Genomic DNA, 17368 nt, shown 5'->3' with positions numbered 1-17368 from the left:
CGCTGAGAGGGTTGGGGTGAGCAGACGCACGGGAAGCGTTCGTGGAGAGACCTGTCCCCGTCACCCGGATTGCATCTTCGATGCAATCCGACCTCTCCCCGCCCTAGCGAAGCTTCGCTTCGCCCTGGCGGGGCGAGGTGCACCTTCACTGCCGCGAGAGCTCAACAACATCATGCTGCTATACATCGAGTCGAACTTGTAGAAATTGATAGCCAGCGATGAGCACACACACCCCAGATCAGATCGCGAGCTGCCAAGGCCGCCACGCGCATCACGCCCCTGTCTTCCGCCGCTTCCGCCCGCGCGCCCTGATCGTATCGATCGCAGGCGGCGGCCCTTCCGAGACCTGCTTCAGGCGTGGATCGGCGGCGATGAAGTCGATGAAGGTGCGGACCTTGGCCGAGAGATATTTGCGGCTCGGATAGACCGCCATCAGCGGCGCCTTGAGCGTCAACGCCTCCGGCAGCACCGTCTCGAGCCGGCCTGTCGCGAGATCATCCATGATCAGCCAGCGCGGCAACACGGCAATGCCCATGCCAGCGACGGCGGCATGGTGAAGCAGCGTTTCGTTGCCGCTGATCAGCACGTCCTTGAAAGCCGGCATGACCTCGCCGTCGGGACCAGGCAGCGTCATCGCGCGCGTGGGGATCAGCGCATATCTCAGGAACGCATGGCCATTGAGATCGGCCAGCGCCGTCGGCCGGCCCGCCGCGGCGAGATAGCGTGGCGCAGCGACGAACTGCATCAGGATCGAGGGTAGCGGACGGGCGATCAGTCCGTCACCGGGCGAGGCCGAGGTGCGGAGCGCGAGATCGAAACCCTCGTCGATGAGATTGACGAGCCGGCCGCTGAGGTCGACATCGAGCACGACCTCCGGATAGCGCGAGCGATAGGCGGCGAGCACGTCGGCGAACAGCGAATTCGCAAACCACACGGAGGCGCTGAGCTTCAACGTGCCGCGCGGCAGCACGGTGGCCTCGCTGACATCAGCCTCGACGTCGTCGAGCTGCTCCAGCAGCTGACGCACCTGCTCGAAATAGACCACACCGGCTTCGGTCAGCCCGACGCGGCGGCTGGTGCGGTTGAGCAGCCGGGTCGACAGCCGCCGCTCCAGCTCCATGACGTGCTTGGAGACCATGGCGGGTGACAGGCTCAGCCGCTCGGCCGCCGCAGCGAAGCTCTTGAGCTCGGCGACCTGGCAGAACACCCGGATGCTGACGAGGGAGTCCATTGATCATCAACCAGCAAGAAATGATTTCTCAACGGGAGGCATAATGATCAATCCAGAAGAAATCATCAACCTGCGCCGACCAGCCCCCACTCGTTTGGAGACTTCCATCGTGTCCACCACTGCATCGACCACCGATCTCACCCCGCTTCGGCCCTCGCTCGCGCTGCGCATCGGCCTGTGGACCGCACAGGCCCTGATCTTCGTGGCCTTTGGCGGAGCCGGCCTGACCAAGCTGTTCACGCCGATCCCGCAGCTTGCGGCGATGATGCCGTGGGCAGGTGAGTATTCCGAGGTTTTCGTGCGCGCGATCGGGCTGGTCGATCTCGCCGGCGCGCTCGGCATCATCCTGCCGTCGCTAACCCGCATCATGCCGCGCCTGACCGTCCTCGCCGCGCTCGGCTGCGCCACGCTCCAGGTGTTCGCCCTCGCCTTTCATCTTTCCCGCGGCGAGGCCGCCGTCACCCCGCTCAATATCCTGCTGCTCGCCTTGTCGCTGTTCGTGCTGTGGGGCCGCAACAACAAGGCGCCGATCCGGCCGCGCAACTGACCCGGCAACCACCGGCCTTGGAATCGCCACGGCCGACGGTTTCCCTTGCGACGAGAAAGCAGCGATGAGCGAACCCGTTCAAGATCTCTCCCGTCGCGGCTTCGTCGCTGGCGCGACGGCCCTCGGCACTCCAACCCCCGCCGTGCCGGCCGTCGCCCAGCATCGCGCCGGCATCGTCATCCTGATCGATCGCAATGATCCGCACGTGATGGGCCACGCCATCAGCTATTCGGGGAATCTCACGCGGCATTTCGCCAGCCTCGGACAGACGCCCATCATCGAGGTCGTCGCCAACGGCAGCGGCATCGATGTCTTCCGCGCCGACAAATCTCCGTTGAAGGAGCCGATCGCCGCACTGCGCCAGATGTATCCGCATATCGGCTTCAGCATGTGCGCCTCGTCGAAGGCGATCGCCGAGAGCAAGGAGAATCTGATAATCGAGCTGATCGAGGGCGCGAAGCTCGTGCCATTCGGCATCGGCCGCGTCGTCGAGTTGCAGCGCAAGGGCTGGGCCTACATCCATGGCTGAGACTGTTTCCTTCAGCGCCCTCACGCGCCGCACAGCGCTGCTGGGAGCCGCCACCGCCCTCCTTGTATCCTCGCCGCGCGTCCGCGCCGCGGCTGATGATCCGAGGCCGCCGCTGTTCCGCAGCGGCCGCAGCCAGTTCATCGTCGAGCGGCCGCGCAATCCGCTGCCGCCGTTGAAGCTGCAGGACTTGAGCGGCAAGGACGTGACGCTCGCGCCGAAGCCAGGCCATGTCACGCTGGTGAACCTGTGGGCGACGTGGTGCGCGGCCTGCAAGACCGACCTGCCGACGCTCGCCGCACTGGACCGCGTCCGGATGCCGGCGCTCGACGTCTGGACCATCTGCACCGACCGCCGCGACATCAAGACCATCCGCCGATACGCGGAAACGGTCGCGATGCCCCGTCTGTCCTTCGCCGACCCGCATGCGCAGGCGACCAATCCAGCCAATGCCGACGCCTCCGTCTTCGCCACGCCGGCGATGCCGATCACCTATCTGATCGGGATGAGCGGCTTGATCGAAGGCGATGTGACCGGTGCGGCAGAGTGGCTGTCCGAGCCCGGTGAGGCGCTGCTGCGCTACTATCTCGATCAGCCGGCCACGTGACGGTCGAAGACAGATCCGGCGGCCGGACTGGTGAGACGGTGCAGGCATTTGCCTCACCACAACGTCATCCCGGGGCAAGGCCGACAGGCCGTGAACCCGGAATCTCGATGTTGTCTTGCGTCGGCTTTCAACAAGCTCGAGATTCCGGGTTCAATCGCCAACCCGCCGCCGCTTCGCGACGTCGAGTTGACGATTGCCCCGGAATGACCGTCTGAACCAACTTGGCTTTCGTGCCGCAGTCGGCCTACTCCGCCGGCGCCGCTTGCATGTCGGCATGCGGCACGTAGCTCTCGGACATGCCGAGCCGTCCCAGCCAGAACAGCCCGCCCGCGACCACGACATAGGCCAGCGCCACCGCCGGCGTCACACCGAAGCCGCCGCCGATGCCGACAGCCTCACCGTGCATGAAGCCGAAATAGGTCATGACCGCACCGGCGAGCGCGAACGCCGCCGCCTTGGTGAAGTCGCGCTCGATGACGAACACACCGATGGCGCCCAGCACGAGGCCGGCGAGGATCGAGCCGCCACCCATCACTTCCAGGCCGTGATACAGCACGCCCTGCTGCGGCAGCGCGGCGATCGCGGCGGTCTTCACCGCGTCCACCTTGTCGGCAGCGAGCCCGCCGACAGCCTGCGCCGCCGTCACCGTCGAGGCCAGCATGGTGTCGATCTGCAGCTTGGCCCAGGCGGCGAGATGCGGCGTGAACGCGAGCACGATCGCCGGCGCGTGCTTGACCGGCGTCGTCTGGAACGCCTGCGCGCCGATCAGCATGCCGATGTAGAGCAGGATCGGCGAGATCGCGACCACCGGCACCAGCGCCAGCAGCACCGAGATGATGCCGAGCCAGGACAGCACGATCACCATCAGCCCGGTCGCCGCGGAGTAGCCGATGCGGCCGCCCATCGCCTTCCAGCCGGGATGGCCGATGTAGACGGCGTTGATGAAGGGATTGCCCATCATGCAGCCGATCAGGCTGACGACGCCGTCGGCGGTCAGCACGCGCGTCGTCGGATACTCGTCGCCCGCGGCTTCCGCGCTCTCGACATTGTCCATGGCCTCGACGAGGTCGTAGATGCCGAACGGGATCGCGGTCACCAGGATCACGCCGAGATATTCGAAGCCGGAGAACACCGTGCCGAACGCCGGCAGCGGCACCGAGAAGCCAAAGTTGGCGAAGGCATCGCCGACGCCCTTCACGCTGAGCCCGCCGAGGCCGAGGCCGAACAGGTTGGAGCCCCAGGCGATGACCATGCCGACCGCGATCGCCACGAGACCGGCCGGCAGGCCTTTCGGATATTTCACGCCGCCGAACCAGCTGACCAGGATGATCGCGAAGCACACCAGCCCGATCTGCGGCGTCATGTACATCTCGAGCGCCGGCCGCATCGAGATGAAGGTGACCGAGACGCCGGCGAGCGTGCCGAGCAGCGCCGCCCTCGGCGTGATCTTGCGGATATAGGGCGCGACGAAACCGCCGATCATCAGGATGAAGCTCTGGAAGAACACCCAGACGAGGCCGGCCGACCAGCCCTTCAGGGGATCGCCGGTCTTCAAGGTGACCGGCAGCATGATCACGAAGGTCACGATGAACATGTGCGGGACGCTGACGCCCGAGGGCAGCGCGCAGACGTCGCTGCGTCCGGTCTTCTGCGCCAGCCGATAGGCGAGGAACGCGTAGTACAAGGTCGACAGGCACATCATCAGGCCGAGCGCCGGCAGGATGCGGCCGAACACCAGGCTGTCCGGCATCTTCAGCACGAAGCGCAACAGCCCGGTGAGGACGAGCATGTTGACGAGGATGTTGGTGCCGAAACCGAAGAACGCGTTCCAGTCCCCTTGTGTCCAGAGCACCGGTTTGAAATCCGCACTTGTCGAGCTTGCCGTCCCGCTTCCGCTCATCGCCTTGCTCCCCTGTTGCCTGCAGCGACTACATGATCAAACTCATCCGTCTCAGATCTTTCAGCTCGTCTCTCAGATCATGGCCTTCAGCACCGCGGCCGAGTCCGCGACCCAGCCGAAGATGCCGCCCTGGGCCTTGATCATCTTCAGCCCCATCTCGTGGAATTCCGGGAAGTAGGACGCGCAGCCATCGGAGATGACGACGCAGCGATAGCCGCGGTCATTGGCCTCGCGTACGGTGGTGTTGACGCAGACCTCGGTGGTGACGCCGCACACCAGCAGATTGGCGATGCCATGGAGCTTCAGCACCTCGCCCAACTCGGTCGCGTAGAAGGCACCCTTCCCCGGCTTGTCGATCACGACCTCGCCATCGACGGGATAGAGCGCGGGAATGATGTCGTGCCCGGCCTCGCCGCGGATGAGGATGCGCCCCATCGGACCGGGATCGCCGATGCGAAGCGACGGCGCGCCGCGCTCGACCTTGGCCGGCGGCGCATCCGACAAATCCGGCTCGTGGCCCTCACGGGTGTGAATGACCAGCATGCCGGCCTCGCGTGCCGCCGCCAGCACATTCGCGATCGGCTCGACCGCGCGGGCAAGCTGCGACACGTCATTGCCCAGTGTCTCGCCGAACCCGCCCGGCTCCATGAAGTCGCGCTGCATGTCGATGATGACCAGCGCGGTCTTGGACAGATGGAGCGTGATCGGCTCCGGCTCGGCGATGATCGTCGCAGTTGCCGCTGCAGATGAGTTCGCCATGTCAGCCGCCTGCCTCCCCGCGAGAATGTCTCGCAACTGATGAAGCAAGCGGTGTGCCATTGTGTACAATGCGGCGAGGCGCGACGGCCCTGGCGAAGCACGAACTAATTCAAGGGGTTGAGAAGATGGCCGACATTGCCCGGTTGCTGGGCAGGCTCGTTCGGCGCGAACTCAGCCCATTTCATGAGCGATCATTGCATGCAATGATCGCCATGCTGCATCGCCTTGCGCCAAGGAAGGAGATTGAGCTTCACCTCGTCCCGCCTGTGCGCAGCATGACCACCGATCGCGCCAAACCGACAAATGTCGGGTCAAGCCCGGGACGACGGCGGGAGAACGTCACATCACCTTCCGATAAAAATAATCTTCTTGCTATTTTTCGGAAATCATGATTGTCTATGCGCATCCCGCCTCATCGCAGAGGGGCGTAGCGCGCGATCGTCACGACACGCGAGGCGGGGAAGCGATGGCCGCGAGAGATCGCAGCGTCCTCTTTCGAGGGCGCGGACGAACGATGGCTTGCGGACGTGAAGTCGCAGCGTCCTGACACCCCGACGCTGGTGTCACCCGCGCAATGCGCAAGCATTGTCGCGGCATGGTGGCCAACAAGCCCGGCGCACCAGGGAGACTGCGTATAAGCGTGAAGACCGTCGCGCAGGGAATGCCGGAGTGTTCGGCTTTGCCTGTGGTACCTGCCGCCTGCATTTTTTTCGCAGGCGGGCCATGGGTGAGGCCTTCACCCGGCATTCCCTGCGCCCTCTGCATGATTTGCGAGGGGCGAATTGAAGGTAGAACTCGGGCGCGACGCGCCGCGAGGCTGAGATGTCGTGTCCCGTGCTGTTTGAGACTGTGAATTAGATGAACGGAGACACCTCTGCCGTGCAACAGCTGGATTCAATAGCGCCGCTTGACGACGGAGAAGATGCGACATGCTGATGACTGCGCCCTCTCCCCTTGTGGGAGAGGGCATGTACGACAGTGTGACAAGGACGGTCGGGTGAGGGGTATCTCTCCAAAAACGCCAATCGCGGAGAGATACCCCTCACCCAAACGAGTATGCGGAGAGGCTATACATGCCCTCTCCCACAAGGGGAGAGGGCACTATATCACACAGCTCGACTTGTCGAGCCAATCGTCGCCAGCACTATGCGCTCATGTAGCAAGCTTATCCAGCCGCCTGCCGCGCCGCAGGCTTGCGCTCCACCGGGTGGATGTCGATGCCGCGCAGCCTTCCCAGCCGCAGCACATCCATCGCGACGGTGCGGCCGATGCGATCGCGGTCGAGCACGCGGATCAGGTCGTCGACGCCGTTGATGTCGGCGCCGTCGAGGCTGATCACGACATCGCCCGGCAGCAGGCCGGCACGCGCCGCCGGGCCATCCGGCTCGATCTGCATCAAGAGCGCGCCCATCTTGTTCTCGACGCCGGCGAGCAGCGCGTGACGCCGCGGCACCGGCGCGGTCTGCCCGGAGACGCCGATATAGGCGCGGCGGACATAGCCGTGGCGGATGATTTCCGACAGCACGAACTGCGCGGTGTTGCTCGCGACCGCAAAGCAGATGCCTTGCGCCCCCTGGATGATGGCGGTGTTGATGCCGATCACCTCCGCGGCCGAGGACACCAGCGCCCCGCCGGAATTGCCGGGGTTGAGCGCCGCATCGGTCTGGATGACGTCCTCGATCATCCGGCCCGAGACCGAGCGAATCGAGCGCCCCAGCGCCGACACCACGCCGGCCGTCACGGTCGATTCGAAGCCGAGCGGGTTGCCGATCGCGACCACGAGCTGGCCGCGCCGCAGGCTCTTGGAGTTGCCGAGCGCGGCGTAGCGCAGGTCGCGCGCGTGATTGGCGCGCAGCAAAGCGAGATCGGTGTCGGGATCGACGCCCAGCACCTGCGCATCGGTGACGACGCCCTCGACGTCGCGCAGCCGGATGGCCTTCGACGAGCCGACCACATGGCTGTTGGTCAGCACCAGCCCGTCGGGCGAGATCACGATGCCCGAGCCGAGGCCGCCGCGCTCGGCGCGGGAGCCGGCTTTGGGGCCAGTCTCGACACGCACGACCGCAGGGCCGACGCGCTCGGTGACGTCGATGACGGCATTGGAATAGGCGTCGAGCAGCGCCCGGTCATCGGCCGGGGCAGCAGACGACGCTTGCGCCGGCGACAGCGCGTCGCCGGCGAGATCGGAGGTAAAGTCCAACATGGCAAGATTTCCTTCGGCCGCTCAGATGGGTAGCAGCCTGCCCCGGCGCAAGGTGGCGGTCTGTCCCGTTCGCAAGGCGGGCGAGCTGATCCGCACTTGCGGCCGTCGTTCGAGACGCCCGCCTCCGGCAGGCTCCTCAGGACGAGGACCGGCTGCGCGGCAATATCTCAAACCCTCATGGTGCTCTGCATCGACGATCACGCCGATTCCTGGAGCTGCGGCGTCGAGGCGCGCGAGCAGCTCGGCAAGCTGATCGGCGGGCGCTCGGTGCGCTGCGACGATCTCGGTCCCGACAAGCCGCTCAAGACCCGCAGGATCGGCCTCTGCACCATCGACGGCGACAAGGTCAGCCTCAACCAACAGGTCGCGCGCGCGGGCTACGCCATGAGCGCGGATCCGGCGATCAAGTATCGCGCCAAGGACGATGTCGCCGCGGCCAAGGAGGCGGTGCGCGGGCTGTGGAAGGGATGCTTCGTCGCGCCCTCAGAGTTCCGCGCCGACAAGAAGGACGGCGCCCTGCTCGGCGCCGCCTGCCGCGCCGACCGCGACCGCGAGATCCGTGCGGTGCTGTTCCCGGACGCGCCGAGCGCGCCGCCGGGCTGCAGCATCAAGGGCAAGTTCGCGGTGCGCGCCCGCGTGACCGGCAACATCGGCATCTACCATCTGCAGGGCTGCCCGAGCTATCCCGCGACCACCGAGCCCGACCGCTGGTTCTGCTCGGAGGACGACGCACGCGCCGCCGGCTTCCGCCGTGCGTTCAACTGCCGCGCACCGAAGAAGTGAGGACGGCCCGCTCGTGCTTCTCAATGCCGCATCAGCTGGTCCATCAGCGGCTGACGCGCCAGATCGTGCCGTTGCCGTCTTCGGAGATGAGCAGGCTGCCGTCGCGCGCCACGGTGACGCCGACCGGCCGCCCCCAGACCTCGCGATCGTTGACGACGAATCCGGTGACGAAATCCTCGTATTCGCCGGTGGGCGCGCCGTCCTTGAGCCTGATCCGGATCACCTTGTAGCCGGTGCGCTTCGACCGGTTCCACGAGCCGTGCTCGGCGGCGAAGGCATCGCCGCGATACTCCGGCGGAAACAGATTTCCGTCGTAGAACGTCAGACCGAGCGAGGCCGAATGCGGCTGCAGCAGCACGTCGGGCACGGTGATCCTGCCCTTCAGGTCGGGGCGCTCGCCGGCATGGCGCGGGTCGGGGTTGTCGCCGATGTAGTACCAGGGCCAGCCATAGAAGCCGCCCTCCTTCACCCGCGTGACATAATCCGGCACCAGATCGTCGCCGAGCCCGTCGCGCTCGTTGGTGGAGCACCACGGCGCTCCGGTTGCCGGCTGGATGGCGAGGCCGACGCAGTTGCGGATGCCGGTGGCGAACAGGCTGCGGTTCTGGCCGTCGGGATCGAATGCCAGCACGCCGGCACGGTCGGTCTCTCCGCCCCAGCCCGCGCCGAGCGGATGCGCCTTGATCCAGGCACTGATTCCGCCGGCTGGCTCTCCCAGCGCTTCGCCGACATTGCCGGCGGAGCCGACCGACACCAGCATGCGCTTGTCGTCCCTGGTGAAGACGATATCGCGCGTCGAATGGCCGTAGCCGGCCGGCAGATCGGCGATCGTCTGGGCCGCGGCCGACGCCTTCATGTCGCCAGCCCGATAGGGAAAGCGCATGACGCGCTCGGTGCTTGCGACATAGACCCATTGCGGATCGCGGCTCGGATAGAACGCGATGCCGAAGGGATGGCCGAGACGGTCGGCAAAGATCTCGCTGGAGGCGACCTTGCTGCCGTCCTCGCTCGGGCGCAGCACGCGGACGCGCCCGGCCCGGGTCTCGGCGACGAAGATGTCGCCATTCGGCGCGGTGCGGAGGATGCGCGGCCCGTTCAGCCCCTCGGCGAACAGCGCGACCTTGAAACCGTCGACGACCTTCGGCACGGCGGAGGCCGGTCGTTGCACCACGCGGGACACGTTCGCGGCGGACGCCGTCGCCCCCGGCTTGGGCAGGTCTTCAGGGCGGATCAGCCTGATCGTGCCCGGTGCATCACCCTGCCAGCTGCCGAACGCGTCCTTGCCTTTCAGCACAGCAGGTTCGGCTGCGGCGGCGGTCGCCGCCAGCGCGCTCAAGGTCGCCACGACAGCCGTGCTCATCAGTCTCGTCATGCAGTCCTCGCGCGTCTCGAACGGCCGGCGGTCTACCCCGGTCGAGGACCGGCGATCACGTGTCGCGGCGATGGGACGCGCTCACGACAGCGCCCCGAGCACACCGCGCGTTGCCTGGTCGATCTCCTCGACATAACGTCGGCGCGCGAAGGACTCGGTCAGGAAGCCGATCACCTTGCGGCTGTTCTCCGATTCCAGCACCGCCAGCTCTTCCGCGCCGGAATCGTCGAAGATCTTCATCGCCGTCTTGACGTTCATTTCGGGCAACAGCGCGACCTCGAAATATTTAGCGAGCTCGACCACCTGGATCTCGTCGGCAATGGAGTCCAGTTCGCCCGAGAACAAATCGGGCAAGGAGACCAGCCCGCAATAATCGTCGCTGTTGTTCACCACCACCACCGCCTGGCGCGTGCCCAGCGCGAACTCGCGCCGACAGGCCGCGATGCTGGTCGTGGTCGGCACCTTGGCGACGTCGGAGCGCATCAGCCGCTCGACCGTGAGGTTGCGCAGCCAACCGACGTCATTGGCGCTGCGGATGGTCTCGCCGCGCAGATGCAGTCGCCAGGTCGAGAACGAGTGGCCGAACAGGACGCGGACGCACACCGACGTCACGATGCAGGCGCCCAGCACGACGGCCGTGACGTCGACGCTGCGGGTCATTTCCAGCACCAGGAACGACATCGTCAGCGGCCCGCCGACGATGGCGACACCGAGCGTCGCCATGCCGGTGAGCATCGCCACCAGCGGGTCGATCGCGAGCCCGAGGCCGGCCAGCGCGAGCAGTCCCGCAAACAGCTTGCCGAGCAGGCTGCCGACGAACAGCGAGGCGAAGAACAGACCGCCGCGGAAGCCCGAGGCCAGCGAGATCAGGCAGGCGGCGAGCTTGAGCACGATGATGGTGGCGATCATGCCGACCGCCATCTCGCGATGCAGATCGAGCAGCATCGCGCCGTGGCCAGCCGCCAGCACCTGCGGCGTCACGATCGCCATGGCGCCGACACAGACCCCGCCGATCACCGGGCGCAGCCAGACCGGGATGCGGACGAACAGCCGCTCGACCGCCGGCGAGGCGCGCATCACCACGATGCCGATGCCGGCGACGAGGAGCGCCAGCACGAACAGCGCGATGTATTGCTCGAAGCCGACCGCGCCGACCTTGGCGATCTCCAGCGAATACGGCGCGCCGGCGAGATATTGCGAGGTCAGCGCACCTGCCAGCGACGCCGCCAGAATCGGCGCCGCGCTGCCCACGGAGTAGACGCCGACGATCAGCTCACAGGCATAGAACGCGCCGGTGATCGGCGCGCCGAAGGCGGCCGCAATGGCTGCCGCCGCACCGCAGCCGAGGATGAGGCGCAGATCGTTGCGGCGGAGTGTGAGATACTGCCCGAGCAGCGAGGCGACGCCGGCGCCGATCTGGGTGTAGCCGGCCTCAAGCCCGACCGACGCGCCGGAGCCGTTGGAGACCAGGGTCTGGCCGCTCACCACGATGCTGTCCCGCATCGACAGCCGTCCGCCGCGCAGCGCATTGGCCTCGACGGGGTCGACCGCGGCCGCGATCTTCCAGCGCCGCCGCAGCCATTCCATGATCCCGAGCGCGAGGCCGCCGCAGGCGGGTGCGATCAGCGCGACCGCCGGGTTGACCCAGGTATGAGCGCTGAGCCGGACATCGATCGGAATGCCATAGATGACCACATGCGCGACCTGCGCGATCAGGCTCATCACCGTCACGATCGCACCCGTCGCGACGCCGATCACCAGCGCCAGCGGTATCAGGTAGAACTCGTTGCTGCGCAGCAGGGCCCGCAGCCGCGTGACCACCCGGTTCGAAGCCTTGCGATCGATGATATGCGACAGCGTCGACAGCACGGAGAGCCATTTCTTCTACGATGAGGCCTCGCCGTGGCAATAACCTGTCGCAACTAGCGGAACAAGCGCGAATTCCTGTCCAGTCGAAACGTGGTTGACCGGTCCGGAAAGTGGAACCGCCGCCGCCCGCGCGATCCTACGCCTCCGCGCGGCACCGCTGAGGTCACAAGCAGCCCAAGTTTAAAACGACGGCGCCCGCCACGGGAGACTCCGCAACGGGCGCGTGCAACTCAAATCGAGGAGATCGACCGTTCAGACCCGCTCGATGATGATCGCGGGTGCCATGCCACCGGCCGCGCACATCGTGACCAGGCCGCGCTTGAGATCGCGCCGCTCGAGTTCGTCGAGCAGCGTCCCGATCAGGATGGAGCCGGTGGCGCCGATCGGATGTCCGAGCGCGATCGAGCCGCCGTTCACATTGACCTTGGCGCGATCGAGCTTGAGGTCGCGGATGTACTTCTCGGCGACGACGGCGAACGCCTCGTTGATCTCGAACAGGTCGATGTCATCAAGCTTGAGCCCGGCCTTGGCCAGCACCTTGCGCGTCGCCGGCACCGGGGCGTTCAGCATCAGGGTCGGGTCGTCGCCCATGTTGGCCATCGCCACGACGCGTGCCCGCGGCTTCAGGCCATGAGCCTTGGCGTAGGACGGCGACGCCAGCAGGATCGCTGCCGCACCGTCGACCACGCCCGAGGAGTTGCCGGCGTGATGGACGAAGTCGATCTCGAGGTCGGGATAGCGCTGCAGGATCAGGTTGCGATAGGTCGTGCCCTTCTCGTCAAGCGCGTAGTCGGCGATCGCCGGAAACGCCGGCTTCAGCCCGGCGAGCGCCTCCGCCGTGGTCTGCGGCCTGGGATATTCTTCGTGGTCGAGCGCGAGGCTGCCGTCCTCGCGACGTACCGGCACCAGGCTCTTCTTGAAGTGGCCGGCAGCGATCGCCGCCGCCGCGCGCTTCTGGCTCTCCAGCCCGAGCGCGTCGACATCGGCGCGGGTGATGCCTTCCATGGTGGCGATGGCGTCGGCACAGACGCCCTGGTGCGACTGCGGGTGCAGCGCGCGCAGATGCAGATTGCCGGCATCCATCATCAGCGGCCCCTCGCCGCGCCGGCCCTCCATCGACATCATCTCGCAGCCGCCGGCGACGACGAGATCCTCCTGCCCTGCCATGATCGAGGCGGCGGCGATGTTGACGCTGGTGATGCCGGAGCCGCAGAAGCGGTCGAGCGTGACGCCGGAGGCGCGGATGTCGTAGCCGGCATCGAGCGCCGACATGCGGCCGAGGTCGCCGCTCTGCGGGCCGCGCTGCGACGAGCAGCCCCAGATGATGTCGTCGACATCGCCGGTGTCGATGCCGGTGCGCTCGGCCAGCGCACGCAGCACGGTGGCGCCGAGATGCTGCGGATGCAGCCCGGCGAGCGCGCCCTTGCCGGCCTTGCCGATACCGCGCGGCGTCCTGCAGGCATCGATGATGAGCGCGTCGACCATGGTGTTTCCTTTGCCCGATGTTGCTGTGCGCTGACAGCGCGCAGCGTCTCGGCGGCCGCACGCTCTCTTTGTTGTCGCATAGCATTGCGCATGCGGTCTTCACAACGGCGCTTGAAGCTGCCGGCGCATGACCAAAACGCACGCCATGGCGTTGATGCAACTCACCTTTCCGTCGCACGAACAATTCCGCGGATCTGCGCGCTCACGCGGCCTTCTCGCAGACTGGTTGAAGAGCAGCCGATCTCGCCCAGCCGCGCTGCAACGCAGCTCGAACGGAGGGTCTCGGCAACGTTGGCAGTTGGACTGCAGAGCATTGTCCAAGCAAGCGAACTGTCCGTTCACCCAATGCTTCTTGTCATGCTGCAGCGGCCGCAGGATCCTCGATCAACTGGGATCACCGCGATCCGCCGGCTCCGGATTCGGAGCAGGCCATGATCACGACGCCACGTTGCGAGGTCGCCTGACCTCGCCATCGTAGGGTGACGATAGCAAACACGAACGATGCCCGCGCCTGGCAGGCGGAGCCTGCCTGCGACCGGCCATTCCGAGGAGGACGCCCTGATGTTGAGACGAGATCTGCTGGCCACCATGGCCGGACTGGGAGCGGCAAGCGTGCTCAGCGCGGTCCCCGCGCAGCTCTCCGCCGAAGAGGCCAAGATCCCCAGCATCGCCGGCCCGGATCCGGCGACGAAGACCCCGAGCTTCAGGGCGCCACCGGGCAGCGTCGATACCCACACCCACATCTTCGGACCGGCCGCGACCTATCCATTCTCGCCCACCCGCCCCTACACGCCGCCCGACGCATCGCTGGAGATGTTCCGGGCGCTGCACGCCAAGATCGGCGTCGAGCGCGCCGTCATCGTCAACGCCACCGTCCACGGCACCGACAATCGGGTCGTGACCGATGCGATCGCGCAGAGCAACGGCAACTACAAGGGCGTCGCCAACATCAATGCGGCGATGTCCGATGCCGACCTCGCGGCGCTTGGGAAGGCCGGCATCTGCGCCTGCCGGTTCGCCTTCCTCCGCCGCCTCGGCGGCGTCGGCGACATGAACGTCTTCCGCACCCTGGTGGACCGCGTCGCGGCGATCGGCTGGCACGTCGACATTTATCTCGAGGCCGGAACGATCCAGGAATTCGTGCCGATCCTGAAGGCGCTGCCGGTCACCTATGTGATCGACCACATGGGCACGATCAGCGCCGCCAGGGGGATCGACGATGCGGGGTTCAAGGCGCTGCTCGACCTGCAGGCGAGCGACGACAAGTGCTGGATCAAGATCAGCGGTCCCGAACGCGCTTCGGCCTCCGGGCCGCCATTCCACGACGCGGTCCCGTTCGCCCGCAAGCTGATCGACAACGCGCCGGATCGCGTCATCTGGGGCACCGACTGGCCGCATCCGAACGTCAAGATCATGCCCAATGACGGTGATCTGGTCGATCTGATCCCACTCTACGCCCCGGATCCGGCCATGCAGCGAAAGCTGCTTGTCAGCAATCCCGAACGGCTGTTCAAGTTCGAGCCCAAGAGCTGAGTCACCGCCAGCTGCGACTTCGAACCTTTCAGCGACAGGACCGATCATGACCGCCACGACCCTCACCGCCGACAGCAAGCCAGGCGCCCGCCGAGGCTGGTGGAAGGAGCTTTGGGTCCAGGTCATGATCGCGATGGCAGCGGGCATCCTGCTCGGTGCCATCAAGCCGGATCTCGGCGCCCAGATGCAGCCGCTCGGCGACGCCTTCATCAAGGCGATCCGGATGCTGATCGCGCCGATCATCTTCTGCACGGTGGTCAACGGCATCGCCCACATGGCCGACATGGCCAAGGTCGGCCGCGTCGCGATCAAGGCGCTGATCTATTTCGAGGCCATCACGACGCTGGCGCTGATCATCGGCTTGACCGCGGTGAACCTGTTTCAACCCGGCGTCGGCATGAACGTCGACCCGGCAACGATCAACTCCGCAACGATCGAGCCCTATGTCAAGCAGACCGCTGCGGTCGGCTTCGTGCCGTTCCTGCTCAACATCATCCCGCAGACCTTCGTTGGCGCCTTTGCCGAGGGCAATATCCTGCAGGTGCTGTTCATCTCGGTGATGTCAGGCTTTGCGCTGATCTGGCTCGGCGATCGCGCCAAGCCGGTGACGGACGTGATCGAGGTCGCCGGGCAGATGATCTTCGGCGTCGTCCGGATCGTGATGTGGGCAGCGCCGCTCGGCGCCTTCGGGGCAATCGCCTTCACCGTCGGCAAGTTCGGCATCGGCTCGCTCGCCAAGCTCGGCCTGCTGCTCGGCAGCTTCTACCTGACCTGCCTGATCTTCATCGCCGCCGTGCTCGGACCGATCGCCGCCTTCACCGGCTTCAGCCTGTGGAAGCTGATCCGCTACCTCAGGGACGAGGTGCTGGTCTGCATCGCCACCACGTCATCGGAGACCGTGCTGCCGCGCATGCTGGCGAAGCTCGAAGCCGCCGGCTGCGAACGCAGCATCGTCGGTCTCGTCATCCCCACCGGCTATTCGTTCAATCTCGACGGCACCTGCCTCTACCTCGCCACCGCCGCGGTGTTCCTGGCGCAGGCGACCAACACGCATCTCGACGTCAGTCACCAGATCGGGCTGCTGCTGATCCTGCTGGTGACATCGAAGGGCGCAGCCGGCATCGCCGGCGCCGCTTTCGTCGTGCTGGCCGCAACGCTGGCCGCGACCGGAACGATTCCGGTCGCCAGTGTCGCCTTGGTGCTCGGCATTCACCGGCTGATGTCGCAGGGGCTGACGCCGACGAACCTGATAGGTAACGCGGTCGCCACCATCGTCATCGCGAGGTGGGAGAATGGCTTGGACGCGACGCGCCTGCGCGAGGTGCTCGATGGCGTCATGACGGCATCTGATGCAAATTGAAATCATTGAAGCAGACGTGAAGCGAGTCTCGCCGCATTGACGCCGATCAAACGGCGCATGACCTAAAATTAATAGTTGTCTTCTTTCGTCTCGCTGCTGTGCTCAGCTAATGAAGCGCAGCGGACGACGTGTCGATATCCCCGCGTCGTCCAGCAAGAACGATTAGAAACGTTCACGGAGCAAGCGCCTGAGGACCACCGGTCCCGCATGACACCGTGCGCGAGACGATCAATCGGAGACGATCATGAACAAGCAGCTTCTGCTCAAACTTCACCGTTGGATCAGCCTCGTCTTCGCGCTGCCATTGCTTGTCATCATCGTGACCGGGATGATCCTCTCCTTCGAGCCGATGGCGCAGGTCGCCGCCGTCAAGCCGCACAGCGTCGATCCGGCGCGCGTGGTCGCGCTGATCAAGCAGTACGATCCCGACGGCAAGGCACGCGGCCTGTCAATCGACGCCTCCATGCAGCACCTGACCTTGCAGGGGGCGCCAGGCACCGAGGTCGACATGACGACCGGCGCCGCAGTCGAGAGGCCGGCGATGGCCAGCGTCTTCTCGTGGGCGCGCAGGACCCACGAGCATCTGATCGGAATCCCCGGCCTCACCCTGATCTCGACCGTCGCCATGGTCGGCATCATGATCATCGGCATCCTGATGGGACTGCCGCGGCTGCGCAACACGCTGTCCGGCTGGCACAAGGGCACGGCCTGGTTCACGCTGCCGCTGATTTTGCTCAGCCCGCTCACCGGACTCTGCCTCGAGCTCGGCCTCACCTTCGCAGGCAGCGCGCCGCCCGCAGCGGCCAAGCGCATCTCGCTGCCTGAGGCCGTCAGCATCGTCTCCAGGGACCACGACCTGTCGTCGGTGAACTCGATCGGCAATCGCGGCGGGCGGATGATGGCGAGGATCATCGAGGACGATGAGCTCAGGGCCTATGCGGTCACGTCCGACGGGCTCTCCGCATTGCCGCGCAACTGGCCGCGCCTGCTGCACGAAGGCAACTGGTCTCTGATCGGAAGCGCGGCCAACATTCTGATCTCGGTCGCGTTGTTCGCGCTGCTGGTCACCGGCGTGTTGATCTGGACGCAGCGCCGGCTGCGGCGCCCGAGCCGCGCGCGCGACGTGCCGGCGAAGACCGCCGTGGCATCCTCGATGCCGTCCTGACGATTGCGATCATCGCATGAAGCCGGCC

At 66.1% G+C, this 17368-nt stretch carries 14 protein-coding genes and 1 pseudogene; 8 read left to right on the top strand and 7 right to left on the bottom strand.

The window, feature by feature from the left end:
• Nucleotides 1-271: 271 nt before the first annotated feature.
• Complete coding sequence (locus tag QX128_RS27205) at nucleotides 272-1231, bottom strand: LysR family transcriptional regulator (protein WP_315802473.1); 960 nt, start codon at nucleotides 1229-1231, stop codon at nucleotides 272-274.
• A gap of 109 nt (nucleotides 1232-1340) precedes the next feature.
• Here QX128_RS27205 and QX128_RS27200 point away from each other — a divergent pair, with 109 nt between their 5' ends.
• The 3 genes from QX128_RS27200 to QX128_RS27190 all read left to right on the top strand — a co-directional run bounded on the left by QX128_RS27200 (nucleotide 1341) and on the right by QX128_RS27190 (nucleotide 2911).
• Nucleotides 1341-1778, top strand: coding sequence for a DoxX family protein (locus QX128_RS27200; RefSeq protein ID WP_315802549.1), 438 nt, complete (start codon nucleotides 1341-1343; stop codon nucleotides 1776-1778).
• A gap of 64 nt (nucleotides 1779-1842) precedes the next feature.
• Nucleotides 1843-2307: a hypothetical protein gene (locus QX128_RS27195; protein WP_316239013.1), complete on the top strand. Its 465-nt coding sequence runs from the start codon at nucleotides 1843-1845 to the stop codon at nucleotides 2305-2307.
• 112 nt (nucleotides 2308-2419) lie between these two features.
• Nucleotides 2420-2911: a TlpA disulfide reductase family protein gene (locus QX128_RS27190; RefSeq protein WP_316183546.1), complete on the top strand. Its 492-nt coding sequence runs from the start codon at nucleotides 2420-2422 to the stop codon at nucleotides 2909-2911.
• A 244-nt stretch (nucleotides 2912-3155) separates the two neighbouring features.
• Here QX128_RS27190 and QX128_RS27185 read toward each other — a convergent pair whose 3' ends face one another.
• On the bottom strand, nucleotides 3156-4811 hold the full coding sequence (locus QX128_RS27185; protein ID WP_315802471.1) for a regulator: 1656 nt from the start codon (nucleotides 4809-4811) through the stop codon (nucleotides 3156-3158).
• Nucleotides 4812-4883: 72 nt separating this feature from the next.
• Nucleotides 4884-5570 (bottom strand): isochorismatase family cysteine hydrolase, encoded by a 687-nt coding sequence (locus QX128_RS27180; protein ID WP_316239012.1) that lies wholly within the window; start codon nucleotides 5568-5570, stop codon nucleotides 4884-4886.
• A gap of 125 nt (nucleotides 5571-5695) precedes the next feature.
• Between QX128_RS27180 and QX128_RS27175 the strand changes: the two genes are divergently transcribed.
• Nucleotides 5696-5962: a hypothetical protein gene (locus QX128_RS27175; protein ID WP_316183523.1), complete on the top strand. Its 267-nt coding sequence runs from the start codon at nucleotides 5696-5698 to the stop codon at nucleotides 5960-5962.
• 773 nt (nucleotides 5963-6735) lie between these two features.
• Here QX128_RS27175 and QX128_RS27170 read toward each other — a convergent pair.
• On the bottom strand, nucleotides 6736-7773 hold the full coding sequence (locus tag QX128_RS27170; RefSeq protein ID WP_316218344.1) for a S1C family serine protease: 1038 nt from the start codon (nucleotides 7771-7773) through the stop codon (nucleotides 6736-6738).
• Between the two features lie 183 nt (nucleotides 7774-7956).
• Between QX128_RS27170 and QX128_RS27165 the strand changes: the two are divergent.
• Nucleotides 7957-8556, top strand: a pseudogene (locus QX128_RS27165) (thermonuclease family protein); the annotation flags it as partial.
• A gap of 43 nt (nucleotides 8557-8599) precedes the next feature.
• Here the strand turns inward: QX128_RS27165 and QX128_RS27160 are convergent.
• The 3 genes from QX128_RS27160 to QX128_RS27150 form a co-directional block, all read right to left on the bottom strand.
• Entirely contained in the window at nucleotides 8600-9928 is a 1329-nt protein-coding gene (locus QX128_RS27160; RefSeq protein ID WP_315802467.1) for a sorbosone dehydrogenase family protein, read from the bottom strand.
• Between the two features lie 81 nt (nucleotides 9929-10009).
• Nucleotides 10010-11797, bottom strand: a complete 1788-nt coding sequence (locus tag QX128_RS27155) for a chloride channel protein (RefSeq protein ID WP_316218342.1) — start codon at nucleotides 11795-11797, stop codon at nucleotides 10010-10012.
• Nucleotides 11798-12049: 252 nt separating this feature from the next.
• On the bottom strand, nucleotides 12050-13282 hold the full coding sequence (locus QX128_RS27150; RefSeq protein WP_316183264.1) for an acetyl-CoA C-acetyltransferase: 1233 nt from the start codon (nucleotides 13280-13282) through the stop codon (nucleotides 12050-12052).
• 561 nt (nucleotides 13283-13843) lie between these two features.
• On the opposite strand from QX128_RS27150, the gene QX128_RS27145 reads away from it, so the two are divergent.
• From QX128_RS27145 to QX128_RS27135, 3 genes are all read left to right on the top strand, one after another.
• Nucleotides 13844-14815, top strand: coding sequence for an amidohydrolase family protein (locus tag QX128_RS27145; protein ID WP_316239011.1), 972 nt, complete (start codon nucleotides 13844-13846; stop codon nucleotides 14813-14815).
• 46 nt (nucleotides 14816-14861) lie between these two features.
• Nucleotides 14862-16175: a C4-dicarboxylate transporter DctA gene (dctA, locus tag QX128_RS27140; RefSeq protein ID WP_316218340.1), complete on the top strand. Its 1314-nt coding sequence runs from the start codon at nucleotides 14862-14864 to the stop codon at nucleotides 16173-16175.
• Nucleotides 16176-16419: 244 nt separating this feature from the next.
• On the top strand, nucleotides 16420-17340 hold the full coding sequence (locus QX128_RS27135) for a PepSY-associated TM helix domain-containing protein (RefSeq protein ID WP_315802462.1): 921 nt from the start codon (nucleotides 16420-16422) through the stop codon (nucleotides 17338-17340).
• The last annotated feature ends 28 nt before the right edge of the window (nucleotides 17341-17368 follow it).

The sequence above is a fragment of the Bradyrhizobium sp. SZCCHNR1015 genome, from assembly GCF_032489875.1.
Classification (GTDB): domain Bacteria; phylum Pseudomonadota; class Alphaproteobacteria; order Rhizobiales; family Xanthobacteraceae; genus Bradyrhizobium.
This window is presented reverse-complemented; position numbering and strand designations above follow the sequence as displayed.